Raw genomic sequence first — 24,944 nt, 5'->3', positions numbered from 1 at the left:
ATGACAACTATTTCTACCAGTGATATTCAGCACTTGGCGAGTTTGAGTAGTCTGGCTTTGGCCGATGATGAAGTTGATGGACTGCGCCAGGATTTGGAAAATATAATTGGCTACATTAAGCAGCTAGGTGAGCTTGATACAGCGGGCATAGAGCCGACTTATCAAGTGACGGGACTAGAGAATGTCTGGCGCGAAGATGAGGTTCAGCCGGGTATTCCTGCAGAAAAGCTGCTTGAGATGGCGCCTGAGAAACAGAATAATCAAGTGAAAGTGCCGCAGGTATTGTAATGAGTAGGATTAGTGATTTTACCGGGAAAAGCGCAGTCGAAAATGTTAAAGAAGCATTACGACGGGCGCGCGAAGTTGAAAAATATCATGCACTGCTGAGTTTGACAGAAGAGCGGGCGCTGGAGCGAGCCGCCAAGGTTGATGGGGGTGAAATTTCTGGCAGGCTGGCTGGTGTGCCATTTGTTGTGAAAGATAATTTCTTGGCCTTTGGCGCACCGACAACTGCTGCTTCAAAAATGCTCGAGAATTTTGAGGCGCCGCTCCAGGCAACAGCGGTTGAAAAATTAGAGGTCGAAGGTGCGATTTGCATCGGCAAGGCGAACTTGGACGCCTTTGCTCACGGCGGTTCGACAGAAAACTCAGCCTTTGGTCCAACCAAAAACGCTGTAGATAAAACCCGAGTAGCCGGTGGCTCGTCGGGCGGCTCGGCGGTGGTGACGGCGCTTGACGTGGTGCCATTTGCGCTGGGAACAGACACTGGCGGTTCGATTCGTCAGCCTGCCAGCTTTAACGGCGTGGTCGGTGTCAAGCCAACCTACGGCGCAGTCAGCCGTTACGGCGTGGTAGCCATGGCATCAAGCACGGACACCATTGGTTGTTTCGCCACGAACGCTGATGATGCTAATCTGGTGATGGAAATCATGGCGGGCCGCGACGACAAGGATATGACGACACTGCCGGACTTTTGGCAGAACCAGCCAGGCTTTACCAAGAAAAAGATTGGTTTGGTTAAGCAATGTATGACTGACGATGTGGACGCGGCAGTTCGCCAAAAAACCCTCGACTATGCTGAAAAATTGAAGCAGCTGGGCTATGAAATTGAAGAAGTGAATCTGGACATGATGCAATATTCGCTGGCGATGTACTATATTATTGTGCCGGCAGAATTATCATCAAATCTGGCGCGCTATGATGGCGTGCGTTATGGTCACCGGGCAGCTGAGGTAAAAACGCTGGCGGAATTGTACGGCCGCAGCCGTAACGAAGGTTTCATGACGGAGAATAAGCGGCGGATTATGATCGGTAGCTTTGTATTGTCGAGCGGCTTTTTTGACGCCTATTATATGCAGGCGCAGAAAGCACGTACGCTGCTTATTAACGAGTTTAAGGAATTGTTTGCTGAGTACGACGCGCTATTAATGCCGACAGCACCAACGCCAGCGTTCAAACTTGGTGAAAATACCAATGATCCGATCAAAATGTACCTAGCGGATATTATGACCGTACCAGCCAGCCTGGCCGGACTGCCAGCAATTTCCGTGCCGGCTGGAAGTAACGACGAGGGCTTACCGATCGGCGTGCAGCTAGTTGGTAATTACCGTTCGGATGGAAGCCTGCTGAAACTGGCGGCGGAAGTGGAGGTCATCTGATGGATGGATTGTTGATCGCACTGGTGGTAGCGGCGCTGGTGATCGGTGGCCTATTGATGCTATTCATTCAGTTGACGTCAAAACAAACGGAGAAGCTCGACCGGGAACTATACCGAAAAGTCTGGCAGGCGGTGCAGCGGGTGGCTGATACAAACAACCCCGACAGTCTGCAAATGGCGATTATCAAAGCTGACAAGTTGCTCGACCGGGCGATGCGCGAATACGGCGTTAGCGGTACGACGATGGGTGAGCGGCTCAAGGCACGGCATGGTCTGTGGACGAATGAGGACGCGGTTTGGTCGGCGCATAAGCTGCGTAATCAAATTGCCCACGAAAGTCGGGTCACCATCACCACCCAGACATTCAAGCGGGCAATGGCCGCCTTTGAACAAGCATTAAAAGATTTGGGAGCGTTATGATGAGTGTATATGATGAGTACGAAATGACCATTGGCATTGAGTGCCACGTCCAGCTGGCGACCAAAACCAAGCTGTTTAGTCCGGCTGATAACGACGCTCGCGACGCTGAGCCAAACGAAAAAACGCACGAGATTGATTTTGGCTTGCCTGGCATGCTGCCAGTGCTGAATAAGCACGCCGTCGAGTTGGCGGTGCGTGCTGGTAAGGCGTTGAATGCGCCGATTGCCCGCGTTAGCCGGTTTGATCGCAAGCATTATTTCTATCCTGACCTGCCAAAGGGCTACCAGACATCGCAAATGTACCAACCGATCATTTTGGCTGGCTATGTCGACGCGCCGCTGGAAGACGGCTCGCTCAAACGGGTGCGGATTCATCACGCGCACATGGAAGAGGATGCTGGCAAGTTGACGCACCACGACGGGTACTCGTTGGTCGACCTCAACCGCGCTGGTACGCCGCTGATCGAAATTGTTTCTGAGCCGGACATGCATTCTGCCGAGGAGGCGAGGGCATACGCTTCGGAGCTGCACAAATTGATGGTGTATGCTGGCGTCACGCACGGCGATTTATACCACGGCAACATGCGTTTTGACGTCAATATTTCAGTGACCAAGAAAGGCGCGACCGAGCTCGGTAAGCGGGCGGAAGTGAAGAATCTCAATTCATTCCGCAGCGTCGAGCGTGCCGCTGAATACGAGTTCAAACGCCAAGTTGACCTATTGGAGCGCGGCGAACCAGTGGTTCAGGAAACTCGCGGCTGGAGCGATGACCAGCAAATTACTACCTCGCAGCGCTCGAAAGAGGATGCCCAGGATTATCGCTACATGCCTGATCCGGATATCCCGCCGATTGTTTTGACTGACGAGGAAATCGCCGGTATGCAGGAATATATGCCACTGATGCCGGGCGAGTGCCGCGAGCGTTGGGCTGATCTGGGGTTGGATCATTCGGTGATTACGACGATCCTCGGCCATCAGCCGCTCGCGATATTGCTTGACGCTATCAAGACGCTGACGGTGCATAACGAGCAAGCTGTTCTTGATGAGCTGGGAGTTGACAAGATAAAATATCAGCGGCTGGTCAAGCGGATCTTTAACTGGTTTGCTTCGACGCCGGAGGAGTTGATTGATATGGATCTCATCGGAGAGGGCTATGTCGGGCCGCGTCGGTTGACAGAGTTATCACTGCTCGTCGAGGATAACGAGGTCAGTTCAACTGGCGGCAAGGAGATTTTCCTTAGTCTATTCGACCGACAATATCTCAGACAGGGGCCGCGTGAGATTGCTCAAATCAAGAACTTGCTGCAGGTATCTGACGAGGGGGTGATCGCAGCCATCGTTGACGAAGTATTGAATGACCCAGCCTCGGCGGCATCCATCGCTGATATTCGCTCGGGCAAAGACAAAGCTATCGGCTACCTCGTCGGTCAAGTCATGAAGCGCTCTAAGGGCCAGGCCAACCCGAGTCTCGCCCAGAAACTAATCCGAGAGCGACTGTAATGAAAACATTCACGCGTATTCAGCCAACCACCACGCAAACAGTCGGCGAGGCGTTCAAGCGTTCGGCCGTCATCAAGCGGTATCAAGCAGAGGATGGTGAGCAGCATGAGTTTACAACCTTCTTTTCTGAGGAATTAGTGTCAGTGTTGGTGGTGGCAGTGACGACGGATAGCAAGATCGCTATGACCTACCAGTTTCGAGCTGGTCCAGAAAAATGGCTCTATGATTTTCCCGGCGGTGACGGGGAGCCGGGTGAATCAGTAGAGACAGTGGCGCGGCGTGAGCTAGTGGAAGAGACTGGTTGTACACCGGGGCACTTTGAATATATTGGTGAATGCTATGAGGGCCCGTACATTAACATTAAGATTGCAGTGTACTTGGCGACTGATTGCGTGTACAATGAAGATGCAATCCACCTTGATGAAGCTGAAAGCAGCCAAGGCGCTGAATTACGGTTTGTTTCGGCGGCAGAGTTGTTTGCCATTGCTCGGGCGGGTGATTTATGTGTGACAGGGCCATTCGCACTTTTGTTTGATTATTTAGATAACCTACGACAGGAGGAACTATCATGAAAAAACCAACCAAAGCTATCATCGCCGCCGCTGGCTTCGGTACGCGGTTCTTGCCGCAGACCAAGGCCATGCCAAAAGAAATGATGCCGCTGATCGACAAGCCGATTATCCAATACGTCGTCGAGGAATTAGTCGAGGCCGGCATCAAAGATATCATTATCATCGGTAGCGCCAACAAACGAGCAATTGAGGATCATTTTGACAGGCCGAACGAGGAGCTGCTAGTCAATCTGCGGGCGGGCGGCGCCAAGAAGCAGCCACTGATTGACATCGTGAATAATTTGTCAGAAATGGCTAACTTTGTCTATATCCGCCAGAAAGGCCCGTACGGCAATGCCACGCCGTTGACCTGCGCCGCACATTTGATCAATGGTGATGAGCCGGTTATTTATACGTTTGCGGATGACTTTATCGCTGCTAGCCCTAGCCGATTTCGCCAGATGATCACTGCGGCGCAAAAATTAGACGGCGCGGTGCTATCGTGCAAGAAGATTATTGATGATGCTGAATTTGATCGCTACGGTGTGGTTAACGGTGAGCAGGTTGCTGACGGCGTGATCAAGATGACAAACATCGTTGAAAAGCCAGGTAAGGCCAATGCTCCGTCCGATCTTGCAAGCGTCAGTAGCTATTTGCTGCCGGGCGAGTTCTTTAGCTATCTCGAAAAAGCCAAACATACGTTTGATGGTCACGGCGAATTTACAGTGCAGCCGATTATGCAGAGTATGATTGATGACGGCCATAGTTTTTATGGCGTGGAAATTACCAATGGCACGTACTATGACACTGGCGACAAGCTAGAGTATCTCAAGACAGTGATCGATTTTGGCATGCGTGATCCGAAGCTTGGTGCGAGCCTTCGTGAATATCTAGTCAAGCAGCTTGAGGAAAATGGCGCCAACTAAATCGTCAAGAGAAAGTGGCCATGAGGACAAGAAGGCCGCCGACCCACGTCCCTCGGTAGCCCGCCGAGCCATTCATCGCATCAAGCGTGACAATGAAAACGGCGCCCGGCAGGCAGTGATCGAAGATTTGTTTTTTGATTTTCATCGATCGCGGCGGCAGATCTATTGGATAAACTTTTGGCGCGGCTTTTTCTTTGGCATGGGTAGCCTTGTGGGCGTGACGGTACTGATCATGGTGTCGGCTTGGCTGCTGGGGCGGTTTGCCGACGTCTTTCCGGCGCTGGCGGATTTTCTCAACCAGCTGATTGATACCATGCAGCGGCGGCGCTAGCATGCTATACTGGGTGGAGAAAGAGGAGGTGGCGCCCACAAGGGAGGCGCAATAAATAATGGCTACCAAACATACGACAGCTTCAGTCCAAGCCGCGGCCGCGTTGCAGCCGTCTGATTACGTACACCTCCATAATCACACCCACCATTCGCTTCTGGATGGGCTGACTAAAATTCCTGACATGGTGGCTCGTGTGAAGGAACTGGGCATGGAGGCCTGTGCCATTACTGACCACGGCACGATGTCGGGCGCGATCGAGTTTTATAAAGCGGCCAAGAATGTTGGTATCAAGCCAATCATCGGCATCGAAACCTATGTGGCGGCGCGCACTCGTCACGACCGTGACCCCGCCAAGGACAAGGCACGCTATCACCTGACGCTGCTGGCGATGAACCACAAGGGCTATCAAAACCTGATGCAGCTCAGTACCATTGCTAATCTTGAGGGCGTCTACTACAAACCGCGTATTGATCACGAGCTACTCGAGCAATACAATGAAGGCATCATCTGTATGTCCGGCTGTATCGGTGGTGAGCTGGGTGAGAATTTGCGTAATGATGATTATGAAAAGGCCAAGGAAATTGCTGGCTGGTACAAGTCAGTCTTTGGCGATCGGTACTACATGGAGCTGCAAGACCATGGCCACCCGGAGGCGCGCAGTCACTGGCCGGAGCAAAAAAAGGTCAATGATTACATTGAGCGTATCAGCGAGGAACTAGACATTCCGTGTGTGGTGACCAGCGACGGCCATTACCTCAATCACGAAGACCAAGAAGCGCATGAGATTTTGCTGTGCGTCGGTACTGGTGCGTATTTGAGTGATGAAAAGCGGATGAGCTTGAAGGATTTTGAGCTGCATTTGACGACGCCAGAAGACATCATTTCGCGGTGGCAAACAACCAATCCTCAGGCAATTGCCAATACCAAAGCCATCGCCGACCGCTGTGACGTGGAAATCAAACTGGGTGATATTCTCATCCCGAAATTTCCAACGCCAAACGGTGAATCCGAAAAAGAATATCTGGATCATCTGGTGTATAGCGGTATGGCAGTACGGTACGCTGGCATGAAGTTGGAGGACGCGAAGAAGCTCCCGAATGATCAGCTGCGAGCCAAGTTATCAGAGGCGCAGCTAGAGCGACTGGACATGGAGTTTGGTGTGCTCGACAACATGGGTTATAACGGCTACTTCCTCATTGTTCAGGATTTTATCAACTGGGGCAAATCCCAAGGAATTATCTTTGGCCCGGGACGTGGTTCGGCGGCTGGTTCAATCATCGCTTATGCGCTGAATATCACCGACCTTGATCCGCTGCATTACGACTTGCTGTTCGAGCGATTCCTCAATCCCGACCGTATTTCCATGCCCGACATCGACATCGATATTCAAGATACGCGCCGCGGCGAGGTGATCGAATATTGTGCCAAGAAATATGGCTCAGAACGAGTGGCTAACATCTGTACCTTTGGCACCATGGCGGCGCGCGCTTCGGTGCGTGATGTGGCGCGGGTGCTGCAGGTACCATATGGCGAGTCGGACCGGCTGGCCAAGCTCATTCCGCCACCTGTGCAGGGTCGTCATGTACCCATCAAAAAGTCGCTGGAGGAAGACCCTGATCTCAAGAAAGAATACGAAAGTAATCCAACCGCCAAAACCGTCTATGACTTTGCCTCGCGGCTGGAGGGAACGATTCGTTCGCACGGTGTGCACGCTGCTGGTGTGGTGATCGCGCCGGATGATTTGGTGAAATACGTACCGCTCGAGATGGCGCAAAAGGGTGTGGTGGCAACGCAGTATCCAATGGGCCCGGTTGAGGAACTCGGGCTGCTGAAGATGGACTTTTTGGGCTTGTCTAACCTGTCCATCATTAACAACGCTCTGCGTATTATTCGTAAAGTCTATAAAACGGAAATAGATTTATCAACGCTGCCGCTGGATGATGAAGAAACCTACAAATTATTCCAGCGCGGTGACACCACTGGCGTGTTTCAGCTAGAATCGGCCGGCATGAAGCGGTACCTGCGCGAGCTCAAGCCGAGCGTCTTTGAAGACATCATCGCCATGGTGGCCTTGTACCGCCCGGGGCCGATGCAGTTTATCGACTCATTCATCAAGCGTAAACACGGCGAAGAAGAAATCACCTACTTGCACCCCGGTATGGAAAACTCGCTGAAAAACACCTATGGAATTTTGGTTTATCAAGAGCAATTTATGCAGATTTCCAAAGAGTGGTGCGGCTTTACCGGCGGCCAGGCCGACACCTTGCGTAAAGCAGTGGGTAAAAAGAAAATTGACCTGATGAAAAAGGTCAAGCCAGAGTTTGTCGAAGGCGCGGTCAAGGTTGGTGGTGCGACTAAGGAAATCGCTGAGCAGTTTTGGGACGCGCTGGAAGAATTTGCTAACTACTGTTTCAATAAGTCGCACGCGGCGTGTTATGGCCTGATCGCCTACTGGACGGCGTATCTCAAGGCGCATTATCCTGACGCATTCATGGCGGCGCTGATGACCAGTGACCAGGATGATACTGAGCGCCTGGCCATCGAGATGACCGAGTGTAAGCACATGGGCATTGAAGTGCTCAACCCGGACGTTAATGAATCATTTGTCGAGTTCGCGGTGGTGCCTGGTGAAAAGAAGATTCGTTTCGGTATGGCGGCGGTCAAGGGCGTTGGTGTCGGCGCGGTGGAAGAAATTATTCGTGCTCGCGAGGCTGATGGCCCGTTCAAGTCGGTCGAAGATTTTGCCAAGCGAGTGTCGACCAGCAAGTTTAACCGCAAGGCCTGGGAGTCGCTGATCAAAACTGGTGCCTTTGACGGCTTTGGTGATCGGTCTGATTTATTGTTTAATCTTGATACCATTGTCGCCTTTGCTCAAAAAACTCAGAAAGAGGCCGCGTCGGGGCAGACTGACCTATTTGGTATGCTTGGTGATGAGTCGGCTAATGTTCAGCCAACGATGCAGCTACAGCCAGCGCCGGCCAAACATACCAACAAAGAGCGGTTGATGTGGGAGCGCGAGCTGATGGGGTTGTATATTTCGGCGCATCCGCTCGATGCGTATGAAACATATCTCAGCGAGCAGGCGCAGCCATTAACGCAGTTAGTGCCAGAATACGACGGTCGCCTGATGACGATCGGCGGTATTATCACGACCGTGCGCACCATCGTTACCAAGTCAGGCAGCAAGATGGCATTCGTTGGGATCGAAGATAAGTTTGGCGAAGGCGAAGTTATCGTCTTTCCGAATTTGTATGAGCAAGTCGGCGCCAAGCTCGTCCAGGACGCTGTCATTCGGGTGACCGGCAAAAACTCAGCCCGCGATCGGGATGGTAATTTGGGATCAGAGAGCAAGATGATTGCTGATGAAATTGAACTGATTTCTGACGATGACCTCCGGCAGTATCAGTCGACTGGCCGTAAAATGGAAGCGCCAAAGATGAGTAGCAAGGTCAAGCAAGAGCGGCGTACGGCATTTCGAACTCAAACGACTCAGCGAGCAGGCGCAGCCCGAGTATCGACAGCGAAAGGGACGAACATGAAGTCAACACCGGCCGACACGACAAACACGCCACCGCATCCAGCAGCCACGCACGCCGTGCCCGAGACAGAAAAGCTATTTCTTCATATCAAAAACCCGAGCGACCATGATAAACTAGTAGCACTCAAGTCGCTCTGCTCCGAATACGCTGGTGCGACTGACGTGGTGTTGGTGCTGGGTGAGGCAAATAAGTCTGCCATGCGCATGCCGTTTCGTGTTGAGGCTGGCGATCAGCTCATGAGTCAGCTGCGTCAGACACTGGGCGACGAGTGTGTAGTCTTGAAATAAAATTTGCGCGTACTTTATTGAACTTTTATCTCTCGTCGTCGCAGGAGCTCATTATACCAGCGAATCATACCGCGCCGTACTGGTCGGCCGACCATATTACCAAGCGACGCGCCGATCGCGATGGCCACGCCGATCATGATAGCTCGCGCCAATATCGCTAGGGACAGTAAAAATTCAGGGTCGGTCGGTGGATTTTCGATCACCCCCATCAAGCCGTTGTAGAGCGATAAGCCCGGCACCAGCGGCACGATGCCAGCAGCGATAATGGCCACTGAAGGAAAGCGCCATAGTCGGGATAATAGCACCGACATCAGTCCAACAACTGTTGCAGCAACGCCACTTGCGATAACGACTCCGAGCGGCCCAACGAGTGCACTCGATATCCACCACCCCAAGACGCCGATACCACCAGCGATCAGCATCCCGAATAGGCGCGCATGATTGCCTGCTGCAAAAGCAGCGGCAATGATCAATGCCCCTAAGTATTGCGCTCGTATGTCTGCTGCTAGCCCCAGCCGATCTGGTGTAGCCGGAAAGCTAATCCCAAATCGCTGAATAATATATAGCCCGGTCATTACACCGACAACAATACCCATCGTCGCCATAGTTACCCGCAGCAGTCGGGCATTTGCTGTTACATAATATTCATCAATCGCATCCTGAAAAGCACCGACGATCATCAGTCCTGCCACCAACAACACGATACCGCTGATCACCAGCATTGTTGTATCAACCTGCCAGCCCAGCCAGCCATTCAGCCACTGGGCAGCGCCCGCCGCCAGGGTGATTAGGAGTGCGGTAATGATTTGGAGGTAAAATGTTGCGAGGCCCCATTTGTCCAGAATCCTCATCGTCGCCGTCGCCACAAAGCCCATCACAAACGCCAGTCCGCTCATCAGGATCGAGCCGTTAAATAAAATCACCACGCCCATTGACACGCTACCGCCTGCTAGGCAGACGATCCAGCGCGAGTGCTCTCGTGAGCCTGCTAATAATTCCTCAGTGCGTTTTTCAGCTTCGGCCAGTGGTAAATGATGGTCACGGATTGTGAGGGCGAGGTTTTGCAATGCCTGAATTGTCTGGTAATTAACGTATTTTAAGGTAATCGTCCGCACTAATGTGAGTGGTTCACGTTCGGTACCGCGATCTTGAGATATGGTAATGAGCGTTGAGCTGATATCAATATGAACCCGTCGCCTACAGTACGTGCCGGTGATCCCCAACGCCATATGCACGACGTCCCGTGCGGCCACTCCCATCGCCAGTAGTTCCTCGGCGATTGTCATTGTCATCCGCAGCGCTCGCATATTTGGCGTCAGGCTCTCGTCGATTTTATCTAATTGCCAAATGGGTTCTGGCGTTGGTAATCGTGGAATTCGTCCCAGTGATCGCTTGATAAATTCAGGTACTTTTCTTTTGACAGTTGTTTTCACATCACTACTATAGCGCCTCTTGGCTAAAATGAAAATAGTTTAGTGGGTCGAGACCTGCATGGGTGATACAATAAGCTTATGGACGAACGGCAGATAGCTCAACTTGAGACAATAAAAAATAAAGTGCGTGATATATTAGGCGGCGATCCATCAGGCCATGCTGATGATCACGTTGAGCGAGTGGCGCTGCTGGCGGAACGTTTTGCGAGCGAATGTAATGAGCCGGTAGACCTGTACGAAGTGCTATTGACGGCTTGGTTGCATGACGTTGATGATTACAAATTAGTCGGCAAAGCGCAGGCAGAGAAATTGACGAACACGGTCAATAGTATGGCGGAGGCGGGAGTGGCCGCTGACTTATGCCAGGCGGTATTAGAAAGAAAATATTGCGGCGATTGGTTATAGCAAACGGCTGAACGGCCAGCAGCCGCGGCGGCTGGCGGGGCAGCTGGTGTCTGACGCTGACATGTGCGATGCTATTGGTGCGGTTGGGATTGAGCGAGGGTTGATGTATGCCTGCCATCACGGTGGGCGGATTTTTGACCCCGCGGTTTGGCCAAATGTTAATCTGGCGGCGGAAGAATACGACATTAACGGCAACACGCATGATACCGACGGCTTTATTAATCACTTTTTTGAAAAATTACTGAAATTAAAAGGCTTGATGTTGACGGAGCCCGGGCGAATAGAAGCAGGGAAGCGTCAGTACGTTATGGTTGATTTCTTACGTGCCTATTTCCGCGAAAAGAATGTGCCGGAGTGGAGTGAGTTTTTGGAAGGGTATTTACTTGATATAACTAAGGCAAATGATTTACAATAGGCGGACAAGGACTATAGTATGAGTGAAGTTTCAGAAAATATATACCCACTGCTGGTAGAACACAGCATTCATGACAGAATGAAAGATCGCAAAGTTCCGTATAACGTTGTCGGCGGGCTGGGTCTACATGCAGTTACCAATGCTGCCGAAATTGATTGGGATAATCATGTCGTTTGTCTGCCTGATGACGTGGATTTACCGCGTCTACGTGATAACGGCACGGTGCGAGACCTTGATACATTAGTGCAAAGCACAGATAAGGTTGTTGTGAAGGGTTGCCAGCAGGAAATGACCGATGCTATCGGTGATAAGTTAGTAATTTCAACCTTTGGACTTAATCCATACGAAGAAAATCGTCGTGGTATATTTGATTTTGTTGGTGATCGTTATGTTGCTGTTGAAGGAGAAGAAGAAAGTCGTCTATACTGGCGTCTTGGCGGTATTGAGACGGAAATTCCTTTATCTAGTCTTGATCAGTGGCTTGTGAAGAGAGATGGCGAGACAGTATGTGCTATCCTTAATCCAATTGCTCAATTAGGAGCGTACGGATGTCGTTCAATTACCGGCTGGCGTCCAAAAGACAAAGAAAAAGTCGAGGAGTTAATAAAAGTTATAATGCCAAACCGCAAAATTTCAGATATTCCGCAAGATTGTCGCGACCAGTATTATACGTTCAGGGAACAATCAAAAAAAGTTGCCGAAGCTAGAAAAAAGTTAGGCTGGTTTGGGCTAAAGGCTGGATTGCTATCATTCCTTGAGCGTCAAGAGTGGGCGGTACGACTTGCTCAGGGTGAACTGGATGGCGTACTAAGCGGCATTGTCGGTAAGGCTTGACTGTTATAATGATACTGTGAATAAACGGTTGCAGCAAAAACTCAAAACCCTGCCCCGCACACCGGGCGTCTATTTCCACAGGTCGGTCAGCGGCGAGATTATTTATGTAGGCAAAGCGGCGGTGCTGAAAAACCGCGTGCGCCAGTATTTTCAAGATTCGCGCGGGCGGGACAATAAAACCATGGCGTTGGTGGCGGAAATTGCTGATACTGATTGGATTGAGACCGAGAGCGAGGTTGACGCGTTGTTTCTGGAAAGCGAGATGGTCAAGCGCTATATGCCGCGCTACAACGTACTGCTGCGCGATGATAAATCGCAGATGTATGTGCGAATCGACATGAAAAGCGAGTGGCCGATCGTCAGTTTTACGCGCAATCCAGCTGATGACGGCGCGGAATATGTTGGCCCGTTTTATAATGGCTTTGCCTTGAAAAAAGCCCTACGATATCTGCGTCGGGTGTTTCCCTATTTGACCAGGCAGCGGCGACCAGGGCAGTCGAAGTTGGATGAAGATTTGGGACTAAGTCCGCGGCTGAGTGATGGGCCGGAGCTATACAAGGCTAATCTACGCAAACTCATCAGCTATATCAAGGGTAATCGTAAAGCCATCGCCGCCGAGCTGGAACGCGACATGAAAACGGCGGCTGGGCTGCATGATTTTGAGCGGGCGGCTGATCTTCGCAATAAGCTGCGTGCCATGCAGGAGTTGCAGCGGCGGGTTTGTTTTGGTGACAAAGAGTTTTTGGATATTTCTAAGGACAAGGCGCTGGCTGATTTGGCGAAATTGTTGGGTCTAAAGAATATCCCAGTGCGCATCGAGGGTTATGACATTTCGCACATGAGTGGCCAGCAGGTTGTCTCCAGTATGGTGGTGTTTACTAATGGCGCCAGCGACCGGGCGGAGTACCGCAAATTCAAAGTCAGTGAGAAAAATGATGACACGGGTAATATGTACGAGACGATTTTTCGCCGGCTGAGTGAGCGTAATCTGAAAAGTTGGGGTCGTCCTGATCTGCTACTGATTGACGGCGGTAAAGGCCAGCTAGCGGCGGCCATCAAAGCGCGCGATGAGCGTGGTGTCACCGTGCCGATTGTCAGCATCGCCAAGCGCGAGGAAGAACTGCTAGTGCATAAGATTGGTTCGCAGATTGATACGGCGTTTATCAAACAGATCCAGTCGCAGCCACGGACAGGCATTGCAATTCACGAAGACGGTGACGTCTATGTGGTGAATTTACACCCAAGTCAGCGTAATGCCGGTTCGCATTCAAAAAACTTGCGAGCCAGTACCGAGCAAAATCGTAAAGAACGTCCGACGACAGACGAGAGCGGTCTCGCGACAACCGACATAATCAAACTGTTCCAGCGCATCCGCGATGAGTCGCACCGCTTTGCGGTGAGTTACCACACGGCGCTGAAGCGTCAGCAGCAAACGAAAAACCAGCTGGAAGAAATTCCTGGTGTGGGGCCAAAAACCCGCGCCAAATTGCTGAAAAAATTTGGCAGCATCAACCATATACGGAACGCCTCGCTGACTGATCTCGAAAAAATTATAGGTAAAGAGCTAGCGAAAAAGATTATGCTTATGCTATCATCATAAGTATGAGTCGAAAATATGGATTTACCGTCATAGAAATACTAATTGTCGTTGTGGTTATCGGCATCTTGGCGGGCATCGGTCTCGTCAGCTATAACGGGTGGCGCAAAGAGACGGTACGTAAAGCCATAACATCAGATCTACAGAACGCGCTATCAGCGGCGGAGCAGGAGAAAAACTTCAAAGGGTCATACCCAACGACATTGCCGCAGTCGTTCAAAAGTGGCTCGCCAGACATCGTAATCACTGTACGAACAATCCCGCCGTCTGGCTCGACGCCGGCCGCGATCTGCATTGAGGGGACGAGTAGTCGCCAGCAACTCCAGATGCACATCAAAAGCACCGAGCGCAAGGTAGTCGACGGCGCCTGTTAGCGTTATGATATAATGAAATGTAGTCATGAGACGACAATTTGCAATATTTTTTGTCAGGTGGATACTTAATTCTGTTGGCATCTGGGTGGCGGTGCGGCTTCTCGGGACGAGTGAGCCAGTGGTCGAGACGACGGCAACGTTTGTCCTCGCTGGCCTAATCTTTTCGATCGTCAACTCTATCTTAAAACCGATCGTTGTCATTTTGTCGCTACCGGCGATCTTACTGACGCTCGGCTTATTTACGCTGGTGGTTAATGGCATCATGGTTTATATATCATTGGCGCTGGCGCCGGGATTATCCATGAGTTTTGGCTCGTCAATTCTTGCCGGAATCATACTCAGTCTGGTAAACTATATAGTAAGTAGCGCCTTCGTTATCAAGCTGGCGCCAGAATAAGGAGAAAGCATGTCACTTGATACTATTTTGCCGTATGTCACATTAGGATCAGCCATTTTGATGATCATTGCCATATTGTTGCAGCAGCGTGGCGCGAGCCTAGGCGCAGGCTTTGGCTCGTCGGGCGAGCTGTTCACCACGCGGCGAGGTTTTGACAAGAACTTGTTTGATGTGACTATTGTGTTTGCTGTTGTGTTCGTGCTGTCGATCTTGGCGAGTTTGGTGTTGCCGAGTCTGAAGGGCTAGGAGCACGCCTTGGACACAAAAAAATCATCTTGGAAAAAATTTCTGCGACTGGACTTCGCAACAAAAGATCTTGATGGGCAAGCGCAAAAACTGACCAAGACGACCTTGCGTCACACGCATATGTTTATCTCTTCGCGCCTCGAACATTTGGCTGGAGTCAAGCGGCATGTCCTGGGGTGGATCTTTCTGGTTATTCTATTGATTACCATCAGTATGGTGCAGTGGCTGTCATTTCGTGAATTGTACGCTCATAACGCACCAGCCAGGGGTGGGTCGTATTCAGAGGGTGTGCTGGGCCCGCTAGAGACGCTGAACCCAATCTTTGCTCGTAGTAGTGCCGAAAAGTCAGCGGCCCGACTGATGTTTGCGAGTCTCTATAATTATGATACGACCGGACATATCAAGGGGGACCTCGCTGAGTCGGTCACAGTCAATGAGGCCGAGACTGAGTACACGGTCAAATTGCGCCGTAATCTCAGGTGGTCAGACGGAGCGCCACTGGATGCTCGCGACGTGGTGTTTACTGTTAATCTACTCAAGGATGCACGGACACAATCGTCAATTACCGGCTGGCAGTCGATCAACGTCAAGCAGGTTGACGAGCGGACAGTACAATTTACTCTGCCAGCCCCGTATGCACCATTCATGCACGCTCTCACCTTTCCGATTTTACCTCAGCACAGCCTCAGTGAAGTTAATCCGGCTGAGCTACGCGAGCATGGTTATGGTAAGTCGCCCGTAACCTCTGGGCCGTTTGCTATGCGGATTCTACAGAATGCCAATGCTGAAGGGTCGAAAAAAGTGCTTCATCTCGTGGCTAACTCGCAGTATCATCATGGCGCGCCAAAGCTAGATCGTTTTCAGCTGTATGTATATCCGACGCGGGACGAGATCACCAAAGGTCTCAAGACGAGTGAAATTATGGCTACACCGGAGTTGTCATACATGGCTCAGTCAGACCAGATCCGTCACATGTATGCCTCGCGGTCGTACGCTATTAACGATGGCGTTTATGCATTATTTAATACCCAGAGCGAAGTGGTGAGTTCGCGCAAAGTTCGGCAAGCACTGGTCCAGTCGATTAATACCCAAGCGCTACGCGAGAAGTTTGCCTTTGCCAAGAAGCCACTACACGGCCCAATTTTTGACGACCAAGTAGACGGGCAACTGGCCGGTCGTTTGCCGTATGACACAGAAGCAGCAAAAAAGTTACTGGACGAAGAGGGGTGGAAGGTAGTCGGTAATCAGCGTAAAAAGGGTGAGCAGGTTTTGCAATTGTCGTTCGTGACGCTCAAGGGCTCTGATTTTGAAAATACTGCTCGTGAATTAGTAAAAGCTTGGCAGGAAACGCTGCACATCACCGTTGACTTGCGGGTGGTTGATCCAAATGATGCCTCGCAGAACGTTTTGCAGTCCGTCCTGCGGCCGCGTGGCTTTGATGTACTACTGTATGAGTTGGTGCTGGGCGGTGATGCTGACGTCTTTGCCTACTGGCATTCGTCACAGGCCAATCAAGGCGGTCTCAATTTTGCTAACTATAACAGCGCGGTGGCCGATGATGCTCTCGCCGCAGGTCGCACCAAACAAAGCGCCAAGCAACGAGTTAGCAAATACCAAACATTTACCAAGCATTGGCAGTCCGATGTGCCGGCCCTCGCACTATATCAAGTGCAACTGGATTACATTCACTTGCGTTCCGTGTCGGCGCTTGATAAGTCAATGCGGCTGGTATATCCCACCGATCGGTTTGCCGACGTGATCTACTGGACAGTTCGCCGCGAATCCGTTTACAAAACACCGTAATCAGGTATAATGGTAAGTGGTCATGCGGGCGTGGCGGAATTGGTAGACGCGCTAGCTTGAGGGGCTAGTGAGCATTACGCTCGTGGAAGTTCAAGTCTTCTCGCTCGCACCAAATGTAACAGAGCGGCGCGTTGGCGGAGCGGTTACGCAGAGGTCTGCAAAACCTTTTAGACGAGTTCGACTCTCGTACGTGCCTCCAAATATAGTCCCTATGCGGGGCTATTTTTCTTTAAGAGGAAGGTCTAGTTTTGATGCGATAAGCATACTTTCGGCGATGATAGTGAGCGCTATTTTCGGGTCGATGATACCCTTTGCATGGATGATCGCTTGGTGCAGCACGACGCCGTAGCAACCAGGCCATTCTTGTTGATTAGGTACAATGGCGCTAAGATGTTCTGAACAGGTTTTCCACAATTCTGCAAAATCTTTGGGCGCTAGTACGTCTGGTTGATGATTCTTAGGAACCCTAATGTTATAGAAGTCATCACTACCCATAACTTGAGCACTATGACCAACACATTCTTGAATATCAAATGCTTTGAATACTTTAACTTTACCGATTTGTTCCATGCCGCCACCAACAAATGACCAAGGAGAATATGTTTCTAAGAATACCTTTTGTAATATCTTATCGCCCAAGTAGAATTTTTGACCATCTTCCATGCCAATCTCAAGGATATTTTCAGGACTTTCTGCACGGGCTGCTATTTGTGTCGCATAACCGGCGAGCATACTGGAGACGCAAAGAAATATTTGGATAGGAAGGCGCGGCTCTGTATCGTCTTTGTGCGGTTGCATAAGAAACTCGAACATTTCTTGACCACCAATAGTTATACGATCTGACTCATTCATACTTTCTAGTTGCTCTCGTAGCGAGACAATAAGATTATCTTTCAATATTTTATCGTTGATGGCTTTAGGTTTCTTCTTAAATAATCCAAACATAATATCCTTTCTATTTTTTCTCTAACAATTCTTTCAACTCTGGAAAAGTTGGTTGGAAAAAGTGATTGCGGTCTTCAAAAATATGCGTCTTGGCGGTCGGTAAATCGTGCTGAAATTTAGCAAGTTCAGAAAATGGTACAACGGGGTCATCTGTGCTGTGAAACAGGTGGATTTCCTTGGCGGACTGTTCAAGTCCTGTGGTACTATTTAACCTAAAATTACCCAAGTCCTCATTAGTCTCGTCGTCATACGGACCAGCGACTAAAATCAGCTGGCTTACTGGCACACTAAGAGGATTCTCGTGTAGGTACTTTGCTAAAAATACTGCCCCGAGACTACTGCCGACAAAATGAACGTCATCGCACAGGAGTGGTAATATCTTCTTAAAGTAGATTTTCCATTCTTCATATTGGGCATTTTGTTTGTTTGGCATACTGGGTAGCAAGACGTCGGCATCATCTATTTCTTGGGCCAACCATTTACGCCATGTTGGTGTGTAGAGCAGTCGCTCGTACCGAATGGAGTCATTTTTGAGTGTCTCAAGATATTGCGCATAACTATTGAACGTATTGCCGCCGTGGATGTGTACAATTTGCCGCATAAATATAGTATACTACGGATAGGCGCGAGTGGCGGAATTGGTAGACGCGAGGGACTTAAAATCCCTTGACCAAAAGTCGTGCGGGTTCGATTCCCGCCTCGCGCACCACAATTGTTACAAAAGCCGCCGATAAAGGGCGGCTTTCGTTATGGATAGTTGAATTCTAGGGTGCCAGATCCAGATAAATTAGGTGTTTCGTCCGGTCATCTTTCGCCGAAAGATATAGATGGCGAGTGTAAAGATAACGGTGGTATAACACAAAACAATCAGTAGATGTGGTGTGATGACTTGCCAATTCCCCTCAATGCTGCCTTTAATGGCGGCAACACTGTGGTAAAATGGCAGTGCTTCCGCAACCATTTTAAAGCCACCGCCGATGAGATCAACCGGGACAAATACGCCCGACAGCCAGCCAGCGACATTGGTGAGCAGGGCGCCACATATACCGCCAACTGCTCGCTCGTTAATGAGACTGCCGAAGAATAACCCACATCCAACAAATAGAAGCGACGTTACCGTTGTAATAACGATTGCCCCAATAATATGCACTGAAAAGTCGAGCCCGATACAGCAGGCGATAACGAGGGTAATCACTGCCTGCATGGTAGCAATGATAATCATCGGAATTGTGTATCCAATGATAAAATCTCGGGCTGTCATAGGCGAGGTAAACAGACGCATCAGGAATGATGAAGTTCGGTCTTTTGCTAGGAGCATACCTGAGAATAGTGCTAGGAATGCCGTACCGAACATTGCGATACCTGGTGCCAAATTTCTGATGGCAAACATAGTGTTATTGGCTTCGGCGGGAATGCTGGCATCTATAATAGAGAGCAGTCCAAGCAAAACGAGTGGAAAGACTAATCCAAAGAATAGATTGATCGGATCGCGTACAACTTCTTTTGTACAGCGTTTAGCAAATAGTAAAGCTCTCATCGAATATCTCCTACAAGTGCGACAAACGCATCCTCAAGGGTGCGTGTATTAGTTTGTTTTTGCAGTTCTGCTACTGTACCGATTGCCACGAGCTTGCCGCGCGCCATAACGCCGACACGATCAGACAATGCTTCAATTTCCTCGAGATAGTGAGTTGTGAGCAGCGTCGTCACTGTACCTTTGAGCAACTGGATCGCCTCCCATAACTCACGGCGCGAAAAAATATCAAGACCTAGCGTTGGTTCGTCAATGAATAATATTTTTGGATTTGAGATGAGTGCCATGGCGATCGACAGGCGTCGCTGCATGCCGCCAGACAAATGCTTAGCTTTTTTATGTTCGACAGTTTCGAGCTTGAATTGGCTTGCCATACGCGAGGCGCTCTCACTGGCGTTATGAGCAGATTGTCCGTAGAGTCCAGCGATCAGTTCGAGATTCTCGCGGACTGATAAATTACCAGCTACAGCAGTTTCTTGCGGTGAAACGTTGATCATCTGTTTGACTGCCTGAGGTTTTTCGGTAATACTATTGCCGAGTAAAATAGCATCACCTTGTGTTGGTTGGCTTAAGCAAGATAACATTTTAATCAATGTCGTCTTACCCGCACCATTGACACCAAGTAGTGAAAATAACTCACCCTTTTCAATTGATAGATTAAGGCTGTCGACTGCGACAAAGTCACCGTAGCGTTTTGTTAAGTTGGTCGCAGTGATTGCATTCATGATTTCATCTCCGTATCATTGAGCACGGCGGTGATTGTATCAATGACTTTATTCTTAGTCGGAATAGCAATCCCTTGCTGCTTGTCGCCGAGCATGATAAGTGTATCGCCAGGCTTGATATTAAAAATATCTCGTGCCTCTTTGGGTATCACAATTTGCCCGCGTTCGCCAACCTTGACTGTCCAAGCATGTCTACTCTTTGGTTTTGTCATATAATTCCTTTCTTTCATATAAATATGATTTATATGAATAAGTATACGACTATGATGAGCTGCGTGTCAACAATGAGTTGGCATGATTTTGCTGCTATACGACCCGTGTGTATGGTATAATTATGTGTATAAGGTACTAACCATAAGGAGAATAGAACATGGATGCAGTAATAATAACCTTAATTATCGTTGGTGTCGTTATCGTTCTGATCGTGGCGTTTTTGATCGGTACGTACAACGGACTGGTGACGCTGCGTAACCGCGTCGAGGAAGCATGGAGTGATATCACTGTCCAGCTCAAACGCCGGACTGACTTGATTCCAAACCTGGTTAACTCAGTCAAGGGCTACGCTACGCACGAGAAAGAAGTGTTTGAGAAAGTCACTGAAGCGCGATCGGCCATTATGGGTGCCAAGGGCGTGGCTGATACGGCTCAGGCGGAGAATATGTTAGAGGGCGCCCTAAAGAGCCTGTTCGCTGTCGCTGAGGCATATCCAGAACTAAAGGCTAATGAGAATTTCTTGCAGCTACAGCAAGAACTGGTTGACACTGAGGATAAGATTCAGGCATCGCGTCGCTTTTATAATGGCGGCGTTCGCGATCTGAACACAAGGATTCAAAGGTTCCCGGCTAACATGGTTGCCGGCATGTTCGGCTTCCAGGCCAAGGAGTTCTTTGAGGTTGCTGATCGAGCAAGTGTTGAGAATCCAGTCGAGGTGAAATTCTAAGGCAGGATAATCTTTGCCTGAACTAAGCCGCTCGCCTATTTTCGGCGGGCGGTTTTTGGTATAATAACTACATGTATAGTGCAATTTCTCATAATAAGCGAAACACCGTGCTGATCATGGCAGTGTTTGTGGCGATTATCGGCGTAATCGGTGTACTGGTCGGTATGTATCTACGGAACTATTCATTGTCGTTGATCATTGTCGGTTGTGCGCTGCTTTATGCGTGGTTACAATATTATATCGCTGGTAAATTGGCCATGGCGATGAGCGGTGCGCAGCAGATTGAAAAGAAGGATGCGCCGGAGCTGTGGCGAGTAGTAGAAAACCTCGCGATTGCTTCCGGCATGCCGATGCCAAAAGTCTATATCATTGACGACCCGGCACCAAATGCCTTTGCAACCGGCCGCGATCCAAAGCACGCTATCGTCGGTGCGACTACTGGGCTGCTAGAAGTTATGGACAAGCGCGAACTCGAGGCGGTGATGGCGCACGAGATGAGCCATGTGCGTAATTACGATATTCGCGTTAGTATGATTGCCTTTGGGTTGGTGAGTGCCATTGGGTTGCTTGCTGATATCGCACTCCGGATGATGATATATGGCGATGATGATGACGGGGATACCAGCCCGATTGTCTACGTCGTGGGTATTATAGTAGTAATCTTGGCACCGATTTTAGCAACGATTACGCAACTGGCAGTCAGCCGCCAGCGCGAGTATCTTGCGGACGCTTCGGGTGCATTATTGACTCGCGACTCGGAGGGGCTGGCGATGGCACTGGAGAAGTTACAAAGTTATGGTCGGCCAATGCGCAAGCAGAGCACCTCAACAGCGAACTTGTTTATGAATAATCCGCTGCGTCCTGGCTTTTTCTCAAAGTTATTTAGCACCCATCCGCCACTAGAAGATCGAATCGCACGCCTGCGAAGTAATGCAACGAAGATGTAATCATGACGAAGTCAACCAAAAAACAACACACCACGCGGCGTAAACGAGCAACTTCAAAAGCAGATAGTCGCGCCGCGACAAAGAAAACAGTATCGTTAAAAGAGAGGCTTAATAAGGCTTGGCAGCGACTAACGCAGCGCCGCCAAGCCTTTCTCCGCCGTCGGCCGCACCGTAGTTTTCGAGTGACCAAGCGACGTGACTATCGTCGTTCGCTCAAGTTGCCAGGCTACTTTGCGCTGACCAAACAAGCATGGCAACTGATGCGAAAGCACTGGCGGATATTCGTTGGGTTGACGGCGATATACGCGGTGCTGGGTGTGTTGCTGTCGGGGTTGATTTCACAAGACACATATCAGCAGCTAAAGGATACGATCAATGGAACGAATCAGGGGGGCGCCCTGGGCACTATTGTGCCGACGTTGATGCTATTTACTGGCGTGGTTACCAATCAGCTCGGTGGTTCGACGGGTGGCGTAGCATCGTCGCAGCAGGTTATTGGCGCGCTGATCGGGCTGTATATATGGCTGACGACGATTTGGCTGGTTCGCGGCGTAATTGTCGGTAAGCGTCCAAAGATTCGCGATGGGTTGTATAATGCGGGCGCGCCGGTCATCGCCCTGTCGGTCCTAGTGTTTATCGCGCTCATTCAATTATTACCAGCAGCGATAGCGGTCATTATTTACGGAGCGGCGGACACGTCAGGCATGTTGCAGCAGACGGTGGTGTTGATGTTGGCGGCCGGCGCCACCATATTAATCGTCACCTTGTCGATATATTGGCTGACGAGTACGTTGTTCGCTATGGTAATTATTACCCTACCGGGGATGTATCCACTAGAAGCAGCGCGACTGGCTTCAGACGTTGTACTAGGGCGGCGGATGCGGATCTTGCTGCGATTAATGTGGCTGCTGCTGGTGCTCGCCGTGGTTTGGGCGGCGGTGCTTATTCCGGTTATTACGATTGATGGCGCACTCAAAACGGTGATACCGGCGTTGAACTGGTTGCCGCTGGTGCCGCTCGTGGCGTTGATGTTGGTGGCGTTCTCGATTGTTGCCTCGGCGTGCTACATTTATCTATTCTACCGAAAGGTCGTCGCCGATGACAGCGCGCCAGCTTGACCGGCAGGCGGCCGAGCAACGAATTGTCAAACTGCGAGATCTGATCAATGATTATCGCTATCATTATCATGTGCTTGACGAATCGATCATGAGCGAGGCGGCGGCTGATAGCCTGAAACATGAACTGTCGCAGCTGGAAGAGCAATTTCCGGAACTTATCACGCCAGACAGCCCAACCCAGCGGGTGGCAGGAAAAGCGCTCAGTAAATTTACCAAGGTTCAGCACCAGACGCGGATGATTTCACTGCAGGATGTGTTTGACAGGGCGGAAGTTGCGGCGTGGATAGAGCGTATGCACAAAGTGCGTAGTGATATCACTGAAGAATTTTTGTGTGATATCAAAATGGACGGCTTGGCGTGTGCGCTGATTTATGAGGACGGTGTGCTGACACGGGCCGTGACGCGGGGCGACGGACTAGTTGGTGAAGATGTGACCATGAATGTGCGGACGATTCAGAATGTGCCGCTGACACTACGCGCCAATCAACGATTTGCTCATTTTTTGCGTGGTCGAACGGAAATTCGTGGTGAAATTGTGATGCACAAGGCTGACTTTGCAGCATTAAACCAGCGTCGGCGAGCGGCCGGTCAGCCAGAATTTGCTAATCCGCGTAACTTGGCGGCGGGGACGATTCGCCAGCTTGATCCAAAACTGGTGGCAGAGCGTCCGCTCAATTTTGTTGGCTATGACATTATTCGCGACAACCTTGAGGACACGCCGACGATTGCCTTTGGCTATCAAATGATGAACGAGCTGGGTATCACCACTAGTCGGCAGACACAAATTGTCTATGGCTTGGATGAAGTGATGAGCTATGTTGATCATCTGGATGAAGTGCGTCAGTCACTGCAGTTTAACACCGACGGAGCGGTCATCAAGCTCAACGACCGGCGACAGTTTGCCGAGCTCGGCATCGTTGGCAAGACACCGCGAGCGGCAGTGGCGTATAAATTTGCCGCCGAAGAAGCTACGACCATCGTCCGTGATATCGTTATCTCCATCGGTCGAACCGGTGCGGCCACGCCAGTAGCGGTGTTTGACCCCGTGGTGGTGGCAGGTACGACGGTGCAGCACGCTAGCCTACATAACGCCGACGAAATTGCTCGGCTGGATGTGCGCCGCGGCGATACGGTGGTGATTTTCAAGGCGGGCGATATCATCCCGCAGGTTGAGAGTGTTTTGAAAGAATTGCGGCCGGCAGATTCTAAGCCAATTGATTATTCGGCAGAACTGTCGCGCCAATATCCGGAGCTAGAATTTATACGGCCAGCAGGCGAGGCGGTGTACCGCGTTAAAGGTTTGAGCGGCCCGCTGATTTTGAAGCGGTCCCTAGCGCACTTTGCCTCCAAAGGTGCGCTGGACATTGATACGCTGGGCGAGAAAAATGTCGAGGCGCTGGTCGAGGCTGGGCTAGTTAACGATTTGGCGGATATTTACCGGTTGACGAAAGATGATTTGCTGCAGCTGGAGCGCTTTGCTGAGATTTCTGCGCAAAAGCTCATTGATGCCATTGCTGCTAAGAAACAGCCAGCCTTGGAGCGGTTTTTATTTGGTCTCGGTATTCGGCATGTTGGCGCGCAGACAGCGATTGATCTCACAAATCACTTTGAAAGTGTTGAGAAGCTCAGCCAAGCGACTATTGATGAGCTACGCGAAGTAGACGGAGTGGGCGAAATTGTCGCCGAGTCGATCGTGGCGTGGTTTGCTGATGAAGATAACGTGATGCTGCTCAAAAAATTTGCTGACTTGGGCGTGGCGCCACAGTTTAGCCAAAAATCCGACCGTCTGGCTGGCCAAAGTTTTGTCATCACCGGCACCCTGCAGTCGATGGGCCGCGACGTTGCTGCTGAAAAAATCCGTGATCTTGGTGGCACCTTCCAAACTGCTGTTGCAAAAGATACAACATATTTGGTAGCCGGCGGTAAAGTTGGCGCCAGTAAATTGAAAAAAGCCGAACAATACGGCACCAAAATTATTGATGAACAAACATTGTTAGAGATTATACAATAAGGAGGTAATA

At 50.3% G+C, this 24,944-nt stretch carries 26 protein-coding genes and 3 tRNA genes; 23 read left to right on the top strand and 6 right to left on the bottom strand.

What is annotated here, in order from left to right; translation table 11 throughout:
- The 8 genes from gatC to FBF24_03210 are packed head-to-tail and all read left to right on the top strand — an operon-like array spanning position 1 to position 9,210.
- Complete coding sequence (gatC, locus tag FBF24_03245; GenBank protein QCT40887.1) at positions 1 to 288, top strand: Asp-tRNA(Asn)/Glu-tRNA(Gln) amidotransferase subunit GatC; 288 nt, start codon at positions 1 to 3, stop codon at positions 286 to 288.
- Positions 288 to 1,658 (top strand): Asp-tRNA(Asn)/Glu-tRNA(Gln) amidotransferase subunit GatA, encoded by a 1,371-nt coding sequence (gene gatA / locus FBF24_03240; protein QCT40886.1) that lies wholly within the window; start codon positions 288 to 290, stop codon positions 1,656 to 1,658. The genes gatC and gatA overlap by 1 nt, the downstream gene beginning before the upstream one ends.
- Positions 1,658 to 2,077 carry a hypothetical protein gene (locus FBF24_03235; protein ID QCT40885.1) on the top strand — a complete coding sequence of 140 codons (420 nt, stop codon included), beginning with the start codon at positions 1,658 to 1,660 and terminating at the stop codon, positions 2,075 to 2,077. The genes gatA and FBF24_03235 overlap by 1 nt, the downstream gene beginning before the upstream one ends.
- Positions 2,074 to 3,576, top strand: coding sequence for an Asp-tRNA(Asn)/Glu-tRNA(Gln) amidotransferase subunit GatB (gatB, locus tag FBF24_03230; GenBank protein QCT40884.1), 1,503 nt, complete (start codon positions 2,074 to 2,076; stop codon positions 3,574 to 3,576). Before FBF24_03235 ends, gatB begins: the two co-directional genes overlap by 4 nt.
- Positions 3,576 to 4,148, top strand: coding sequence for an NUDIX hydrolase (locus tag FBF24_03225; protein QCT40883.1), 573 nt, complete (start codon positions 3,576 to 3,578; stop codon positions 4,146 to 4,148). Before gatB ends, FBF24_03225 begins: the two co-directional genes overlap by 1 nt.
- Positions 4,145 to 5,053: a UTP--glucose-1-phosphate uridylyltransferase gene (locus FBF24_03220; protein QCT40882.1), complete on the top strand. Its 909-nt coding sequence runs from the start codon at positions 4,145 to 4,147 to the stop codon at positions 5,051 to 5,053. The genes FBF24_03225 and FBF24_03220 overlap by 4 nt, the downstream gene beginning before the upstream one ends.
- The gene (locus FBF24_03215; GenBank protein QCT40881.1) at positions 5,040 to 5,384 is read left to right on the top strand and encodes a hypothetical protein; all 345 of its coding nucleotides are present in this window, start codon (positions 5,040 to 5,042) and stop codon (positions 5,382 to 5,384) included. Before FBF24_03220 ends, FBF24_03215 begins: the two co-directional genes overlap by 14 nt.
- A gap of 58 nt (positions 5,385 to 5,442) precedes the next feature.
- On the top strand, positions 5,443 to 9,210 hold the full coding sequence (locus FBF24_03210; protein QCT40880.1) for a DNA polymerase III subunit alpha: 3,768 nt from the start codon (positions 5,443 to 5,445) through the stop codon (positions 9,208 to 9,210).
- 14 nt (positions 9,211 to 9,224) lie between these two features.
- On the opposite strand, the gene FBF24_03205 is transcribed toward FBF24_03210, so the two are convergent.
- Complete coding sequence (locus tag FBF24_03205; protein QCT40879.1) at positions 9,225 to 10,643, bottom strand: threonine/serine exporter family protein; 1,419 nt, start codon at positions 10,641 to 10,643, stop codon at positions 9,225 to 9,227.
- A gap of 78 nt (positions 10,644 to 10,721) precedes the next feature.
- Here FBF24_03205 and FBF24_03200 point away from each other — a divergent pair, with 78 nt between their 5' ends.
- The 10 genes from FBF24_03200 (at position 10,722) to FBF24_03155 (ending at position 16,913) form a co-directional block, all read left to right on the top strand.
- A complete protein-coding gene (locus FBF24_03200; GenBank protein QCT40878.1) occupies positions 10,722 to 11,048 on the top strand; it encodes a hypothetical protein in 327 nt (108 codons plus the stop codon).
- Between the two features lie 46 nt (positions 11,049 to 11,094).
- Positions 11,095 to 11,463 (top strand): hypothetical protein, encoded by a 369-nt coding sequence (locus FBF24_03195; GenBank protein QCT40877.1) that lies wholly within the window; start codon positions 11,095 to 11,097, stop codon positions 11,461 to 11,463.
- An 18-nt stretch (positions 11,464 to 11,481) separates the two neighbouring features.
- Positions 11,482 to 12,297 (top strand): hypothetical protein, encoded by an 816-nt coding sequence (locus FBF24_03190; GenBank protein QCT40876.1) that lies wholly within the window; start codon positions 11,482 to 11,484, stop codon positions 12,295 to 12,297.
- 16 nt (positions 12,298 to 12,313) lie between these two features.
- Positions 12,314 to 13,897: an excinuclease ABC subunit UvrC gene (locus tag FBF24_03185; GenBank protein QCT40875.1), complete on the top strand. Its 1,584-nt coding sequence runs from the start codon at positions 12,314 to 12,316 to the stop codon at positions 13,895 to 13,897.
- 2 nt (positions 13,898 to 13,899) lie between these two features.
- Entirely contained in the window at positions 13,900 to 14,268 is a 369-nt protein-coding gene (locus tag FBF24_03180) for a prepilin-type N-terminal cleavage/methylation domain-containing protein (protein ID QCT40874.1), read from the top strand.
- Positions 14,269 to 14,293: 25 nt separating this feature from the next.
- On the top strand, positions 14,294 to 14,665 hold the full coding sequence (locus FBF24_03175) for a phage holin family protein (GenBank protein QCT40873.1): 372 nt from the start codon (positions 14,294 to 14,296) through the stop codon (positions 14,663 to 14,665).
- 9 nt (positions 14,666 to 14,674) lie between these two features.
- The gene (gene secG / locus FBF24_03170; GenBank protein QCT40872.1) at positions 14,675 to 14,911 is read left to right on the top strand and encodes a preprotein translocase subunit SecG; all 237 of its coding nucleotides are present in this window, start codon (positions 14,675 to 14,677) and stop codon (positions 14,909 to 14,911) included.
- A gap of 9 nt (positions 14,912 to 14,920) precedes the next feature.
- Positions 14,921 to 16,714, top strand: coding sequence for a peptide ABC transporter substrate-binding protein (locus FBF24_03165; GenBank protein QCT40871.1), 1,794 nt, complete (start codon positions 14,921 to 14,923; stop codon positions 16,712 to 16,714).
- A 24-nt stretch (positions 16,715 to 16,738) separates the two neighbouring features.
- Positions 16,739 to 16,826, top strand: a tRNA-Leu gene (locus FBF24_03160).
- 13 nt (positions 16,827 to 16,839) lie between these two features.
- Positions 16,840 to 16,913, top strand: a tRNA-Cys gene (locus FBF24_03155).
- Between the two features lie 20 nt (positions 16,914 to 16,933).
- Here the strand turns inward: FBF24_03155 and FBF24_03150 are convergent.
- Positions 16,934 to 17,659 carry a hypothetical protein gene (locus tag FBF24_03150; protein QCT40870.1) on the bottom strand — a complete coding sequence of 242 codons (726 nt, stop codon included), beginning with the start codon at positions 17,657 to 17,659 and terminating at the stop codon, positions 16,934 to 16,936.
- Positions 17,660 to 17,669: 10 nt separating this feature from the next.
- Complete coding sequence (locus FBF24_03145; protein QCT40869.1) at positions 17,670 to 18,260, bottom strand: hypothetical protein; 591 nt, start codon at positions 18,258 to 18,260, stop codon at positions 17,670 to 17,672.
- 22 nt (positions 18,261 to 18,282) lie between these two features.
- On the opposite strand from FBF24_03145, the gene FBF24_03140 reads away from it, so the two are divergent.
- Positions 18,283 to 18,368 (top strand) — tRNA-Leu (locus FBF24_03140).
- Positions 18,369 to 18,446: 78 nt separating this feature from the next.
- Here FBF24_03140 and FBF24_03135 read toward each other — a convergent pair.
- From FBF24_03135 to FBF24_03125, 3 genes are read right to left on the bottom strand one after another with little or no spacing between them, the layout of a single operon-like run.
- Entirely contained in the window at positions 18,447 to 19,196 is a 750-nt protein-coding gene (locus FBF24_03135) for an ABC transporter permease (GenBank protein QCT40868.1), read from the bottom strand.
- The gene (locus FBF24_03130; GenBank protein ID QCT40867.1) at positions 19,193 to 19,918 is read right to left on the bottom strand and encodes an ABC transporter ATP-binding protein; all 726 of its coding nucleotides are present in this window, start codon (positions 19,916 to 19,918) and stop codon (positions 19,193 to 19,195) included. The genes FBF24_03135 and FBF24_03130 overlap by 4 nt, the downstream gene beginning before the upstream one ends.
- Entirely contained in the window at positions 19,915 to 20,130 is a 216-nt protein-coding gene (locus FBF24_03125; protein ID QCT40866.1) for an AbrB/MazE/SpoVT family DNA-binding domain-containing protein, read from the bottom strand. Before FBF24_03125 ends, FBF24_03130 begins: the two co-directional genes overlap by 4 nt.
- Positions 20,131 to 20,288: 158 nt before the next feature.
- On the opposite strand from FBF24_03125, the gene FBF24_03120 reads away from it, so the two are divergent.
- The 4 genes from FBF24_03120 (at position 20,289) to ligA (ending at position 24,934) form a co-directional block, all read left to right on the top strand.
- The gene (locus FBF24_03120) at positions 20,289 to 20,858 is read left to right on the top strand and encodes a LemA family protein (protein ID QCT40865.1); all 570 of its coding nucleotides are present in this window, start codon (positions 20,289 to 20,291) and stop codon (positions 20,856 to 20,858) included.
- A 71-nt stretch (positions 20,859 to 20,929) separates the two neighbouring features.
- On the top strand, positions 20,930 to 21,805 hold the full coding sequence (locus FBF24_03115) for a protease (protein QCT40864.1): 876 nt from the start codon (positions 20,930 to 20,932) through the stop codon (positions 21,803 to 21,805).
- Between the two features lie 2 nt (positions 21,806 to 21,807).
- On the top strand, positions 21,808 to 22,923 hold the full coding sequence (locus tag FBF24_03110) for a hypothetical protein (protein QCT40863.1): 1,116 nt from the start codon (positions 21,808 to 21,810) through the stop codon (positions 22,921 to 22,923).
- Positions 22,904 to 24,934 carry an NAD-dependent DNA ligase LigA gene (gene ligA / locus FBF24_03105; GenBank protein ID QCT40862.1) on the top strand — a complete coding sequence of 677 codons (2,031 nt, stop codon included), beginning with the start codon at positions 22,904 to 22,906 and terminating at the stop codon, positions 24,932 to 24,934. The genes FBF24_03110 and ligA overlap by 20 nt, the downstream gene beginning before the upstream one ends.
- The last annotated feature ends 10 nt before the right edge of the window (positions 24,935 to 24,944 follow it).

The organism is Candidatus Saccharibacteria bacterium oral taxon 488, from assembly GCA_005697215.1.
In the GTDB taxonomy this organism is placed as follows: domain Bacteria; phylum Patescibacteriota; class Saccharimonadia; order Saccharimonadales; family Saccharimonadaceae; genus Nanosynbacter.
Note: the sequence above shows the minus strand (reverse complement) of the source record. Positions and strands in the feature narration are given on the sequence as shown.

Coding starts and splice junctions, on each gene's coding strand:
- FBF24_03110 (QCT40863.1), top strand. CDS start 21,808: ATGACGAAGTCAACCAAAAAACAACACACCACGCGGCGTAAACGAGCA.
- FBF24_03135 (QCT40868.1), bottom strand. CDS start 19,196: ATGAGAGCTTTACTATTTGCTAAACGCTGTACAAAAGAAGTTGTACGC.
- gatA (QCT40886.1), top strand. CDS start 288: ATGAGTAGGATTAGTGATTTTACCGGGAAAAGCGCAGTCGAAAATGTT.
- gatC (QCT40887.1), top strand. CDS start 1: ATGACAACTATTTCTACCAGTGATATTCAGCACTTGGCGAGTTTGAGT.
- FBF24_03225 (QCT40883.1), top strand. CDS start 3,576: ATGAAAACATTCACGCGTATTCAGCCAACCACCACGCAAACAGTCGGC.
- FBF24_03175 (QCT40873.1), top strand. CDS start 14,294: ATGAGACGACAATTTGCAATATTTTTTGTCAGGTGGATACTTAATTCT.
- FBF24_03125 (QCT40866.1), bottom strand. CDS start 20,130: ATGACAAAACCAAAGAGTAGACATGCTTGGACAGTCAAGGTTGGCGAA.
- FBF24_03210 (QCT40880.1), top strand. CDS start 5,443: ATGGCTACCAAACATACGACAGCTTCAGTCCAAGCCGCGGCCGCGTTG.
- FBF24_03235 (QCT40885.1), top strand. CDS start 1,658: ATGGATGGATTGTTGATCGCACTGGTGGTAGCGGCGCTGGTGATCGGT.
- FBF24_03150 (QCT40870.1), bottom strand. CDS start 17,659: ATGTTTGGATTATTTAAGAAGAAACCTAAAGCCATCAACGATAAAATA.
- FBF24_03215 (QCT40881.1), top strand. CDS start 5,040: ATGGCGCCAACTAAATCGTCAAGAGAAAGTGGCCATGAGGACAAGAAG.
- ligA (QCT40862.1), top strand. CDS start 22,904: ATGACAGCGCGCCAGCTTGACCGGCAGGCGGCCGAGCAACGAATTGTC.
- FBF24_03190 (QCT40876.1), top strand. CDS start 11,482: ATGAGTGAAGTTTCAGAAAATATATACCCACTGCTGGTAGAACACAGC.
- secG (QCT40872.1), top strand. CDS start 14,675: ATGTCACTTGATACTATTTTGCCGTATGTCACATTAGGATCAGCCATT.
- FBF24_03200 (QCT40878.1), top strand. CDS start 10,722: ATGGACGAACGGCAGATAGCTCAACTTGAGACAATAAAAAATAAAGTG.
- FBF24_03145 (QCT40869.1), bottom strand. CDS start 18,260: ATGCGGCAAATTGTACACATCCACGGCGGCAATACGTTCAATAGTTAT.
- FBF24_03120 (QCT40865.1), top strand. CDS start 20,289: ATGGATGCAGTAATAATAACCTTAATTATCGTTGGTGTCGTTATCGTT.
- FBF24_03220 (QCT40882.1), top strand. CDS start 4,145: ATGAAAAAACCAACCAAAGCTATCATCGCCGCCGCTGGCTTCGGTACG.
- FBF24_03130 (QCT40867.1), bottom strand. CDS start 19,918: ATGAATGCAATCACTGCGACCAACTTAACAAAACGCTACGGTGACTTT.
- gatB (QCT40884.1), top strand. CDS start 2,074: ATGATGAGTGTATATGATGAGTACGAAATGACCATTGGCATTGAGTGC.
- FBF24_03115 (QCT40864.1), top strand. CDS start 20,930: ATGTATAGTGCAATTTCTCATAATAAGCGAAACACCGTGCTGATCATG.
- FBF24_03180 (QCT40874.1), top strand. CDS start 13,900: ATGAGTCGAAAATATGGATTTACCGTCATAGAAATACTAATTGTCGTT.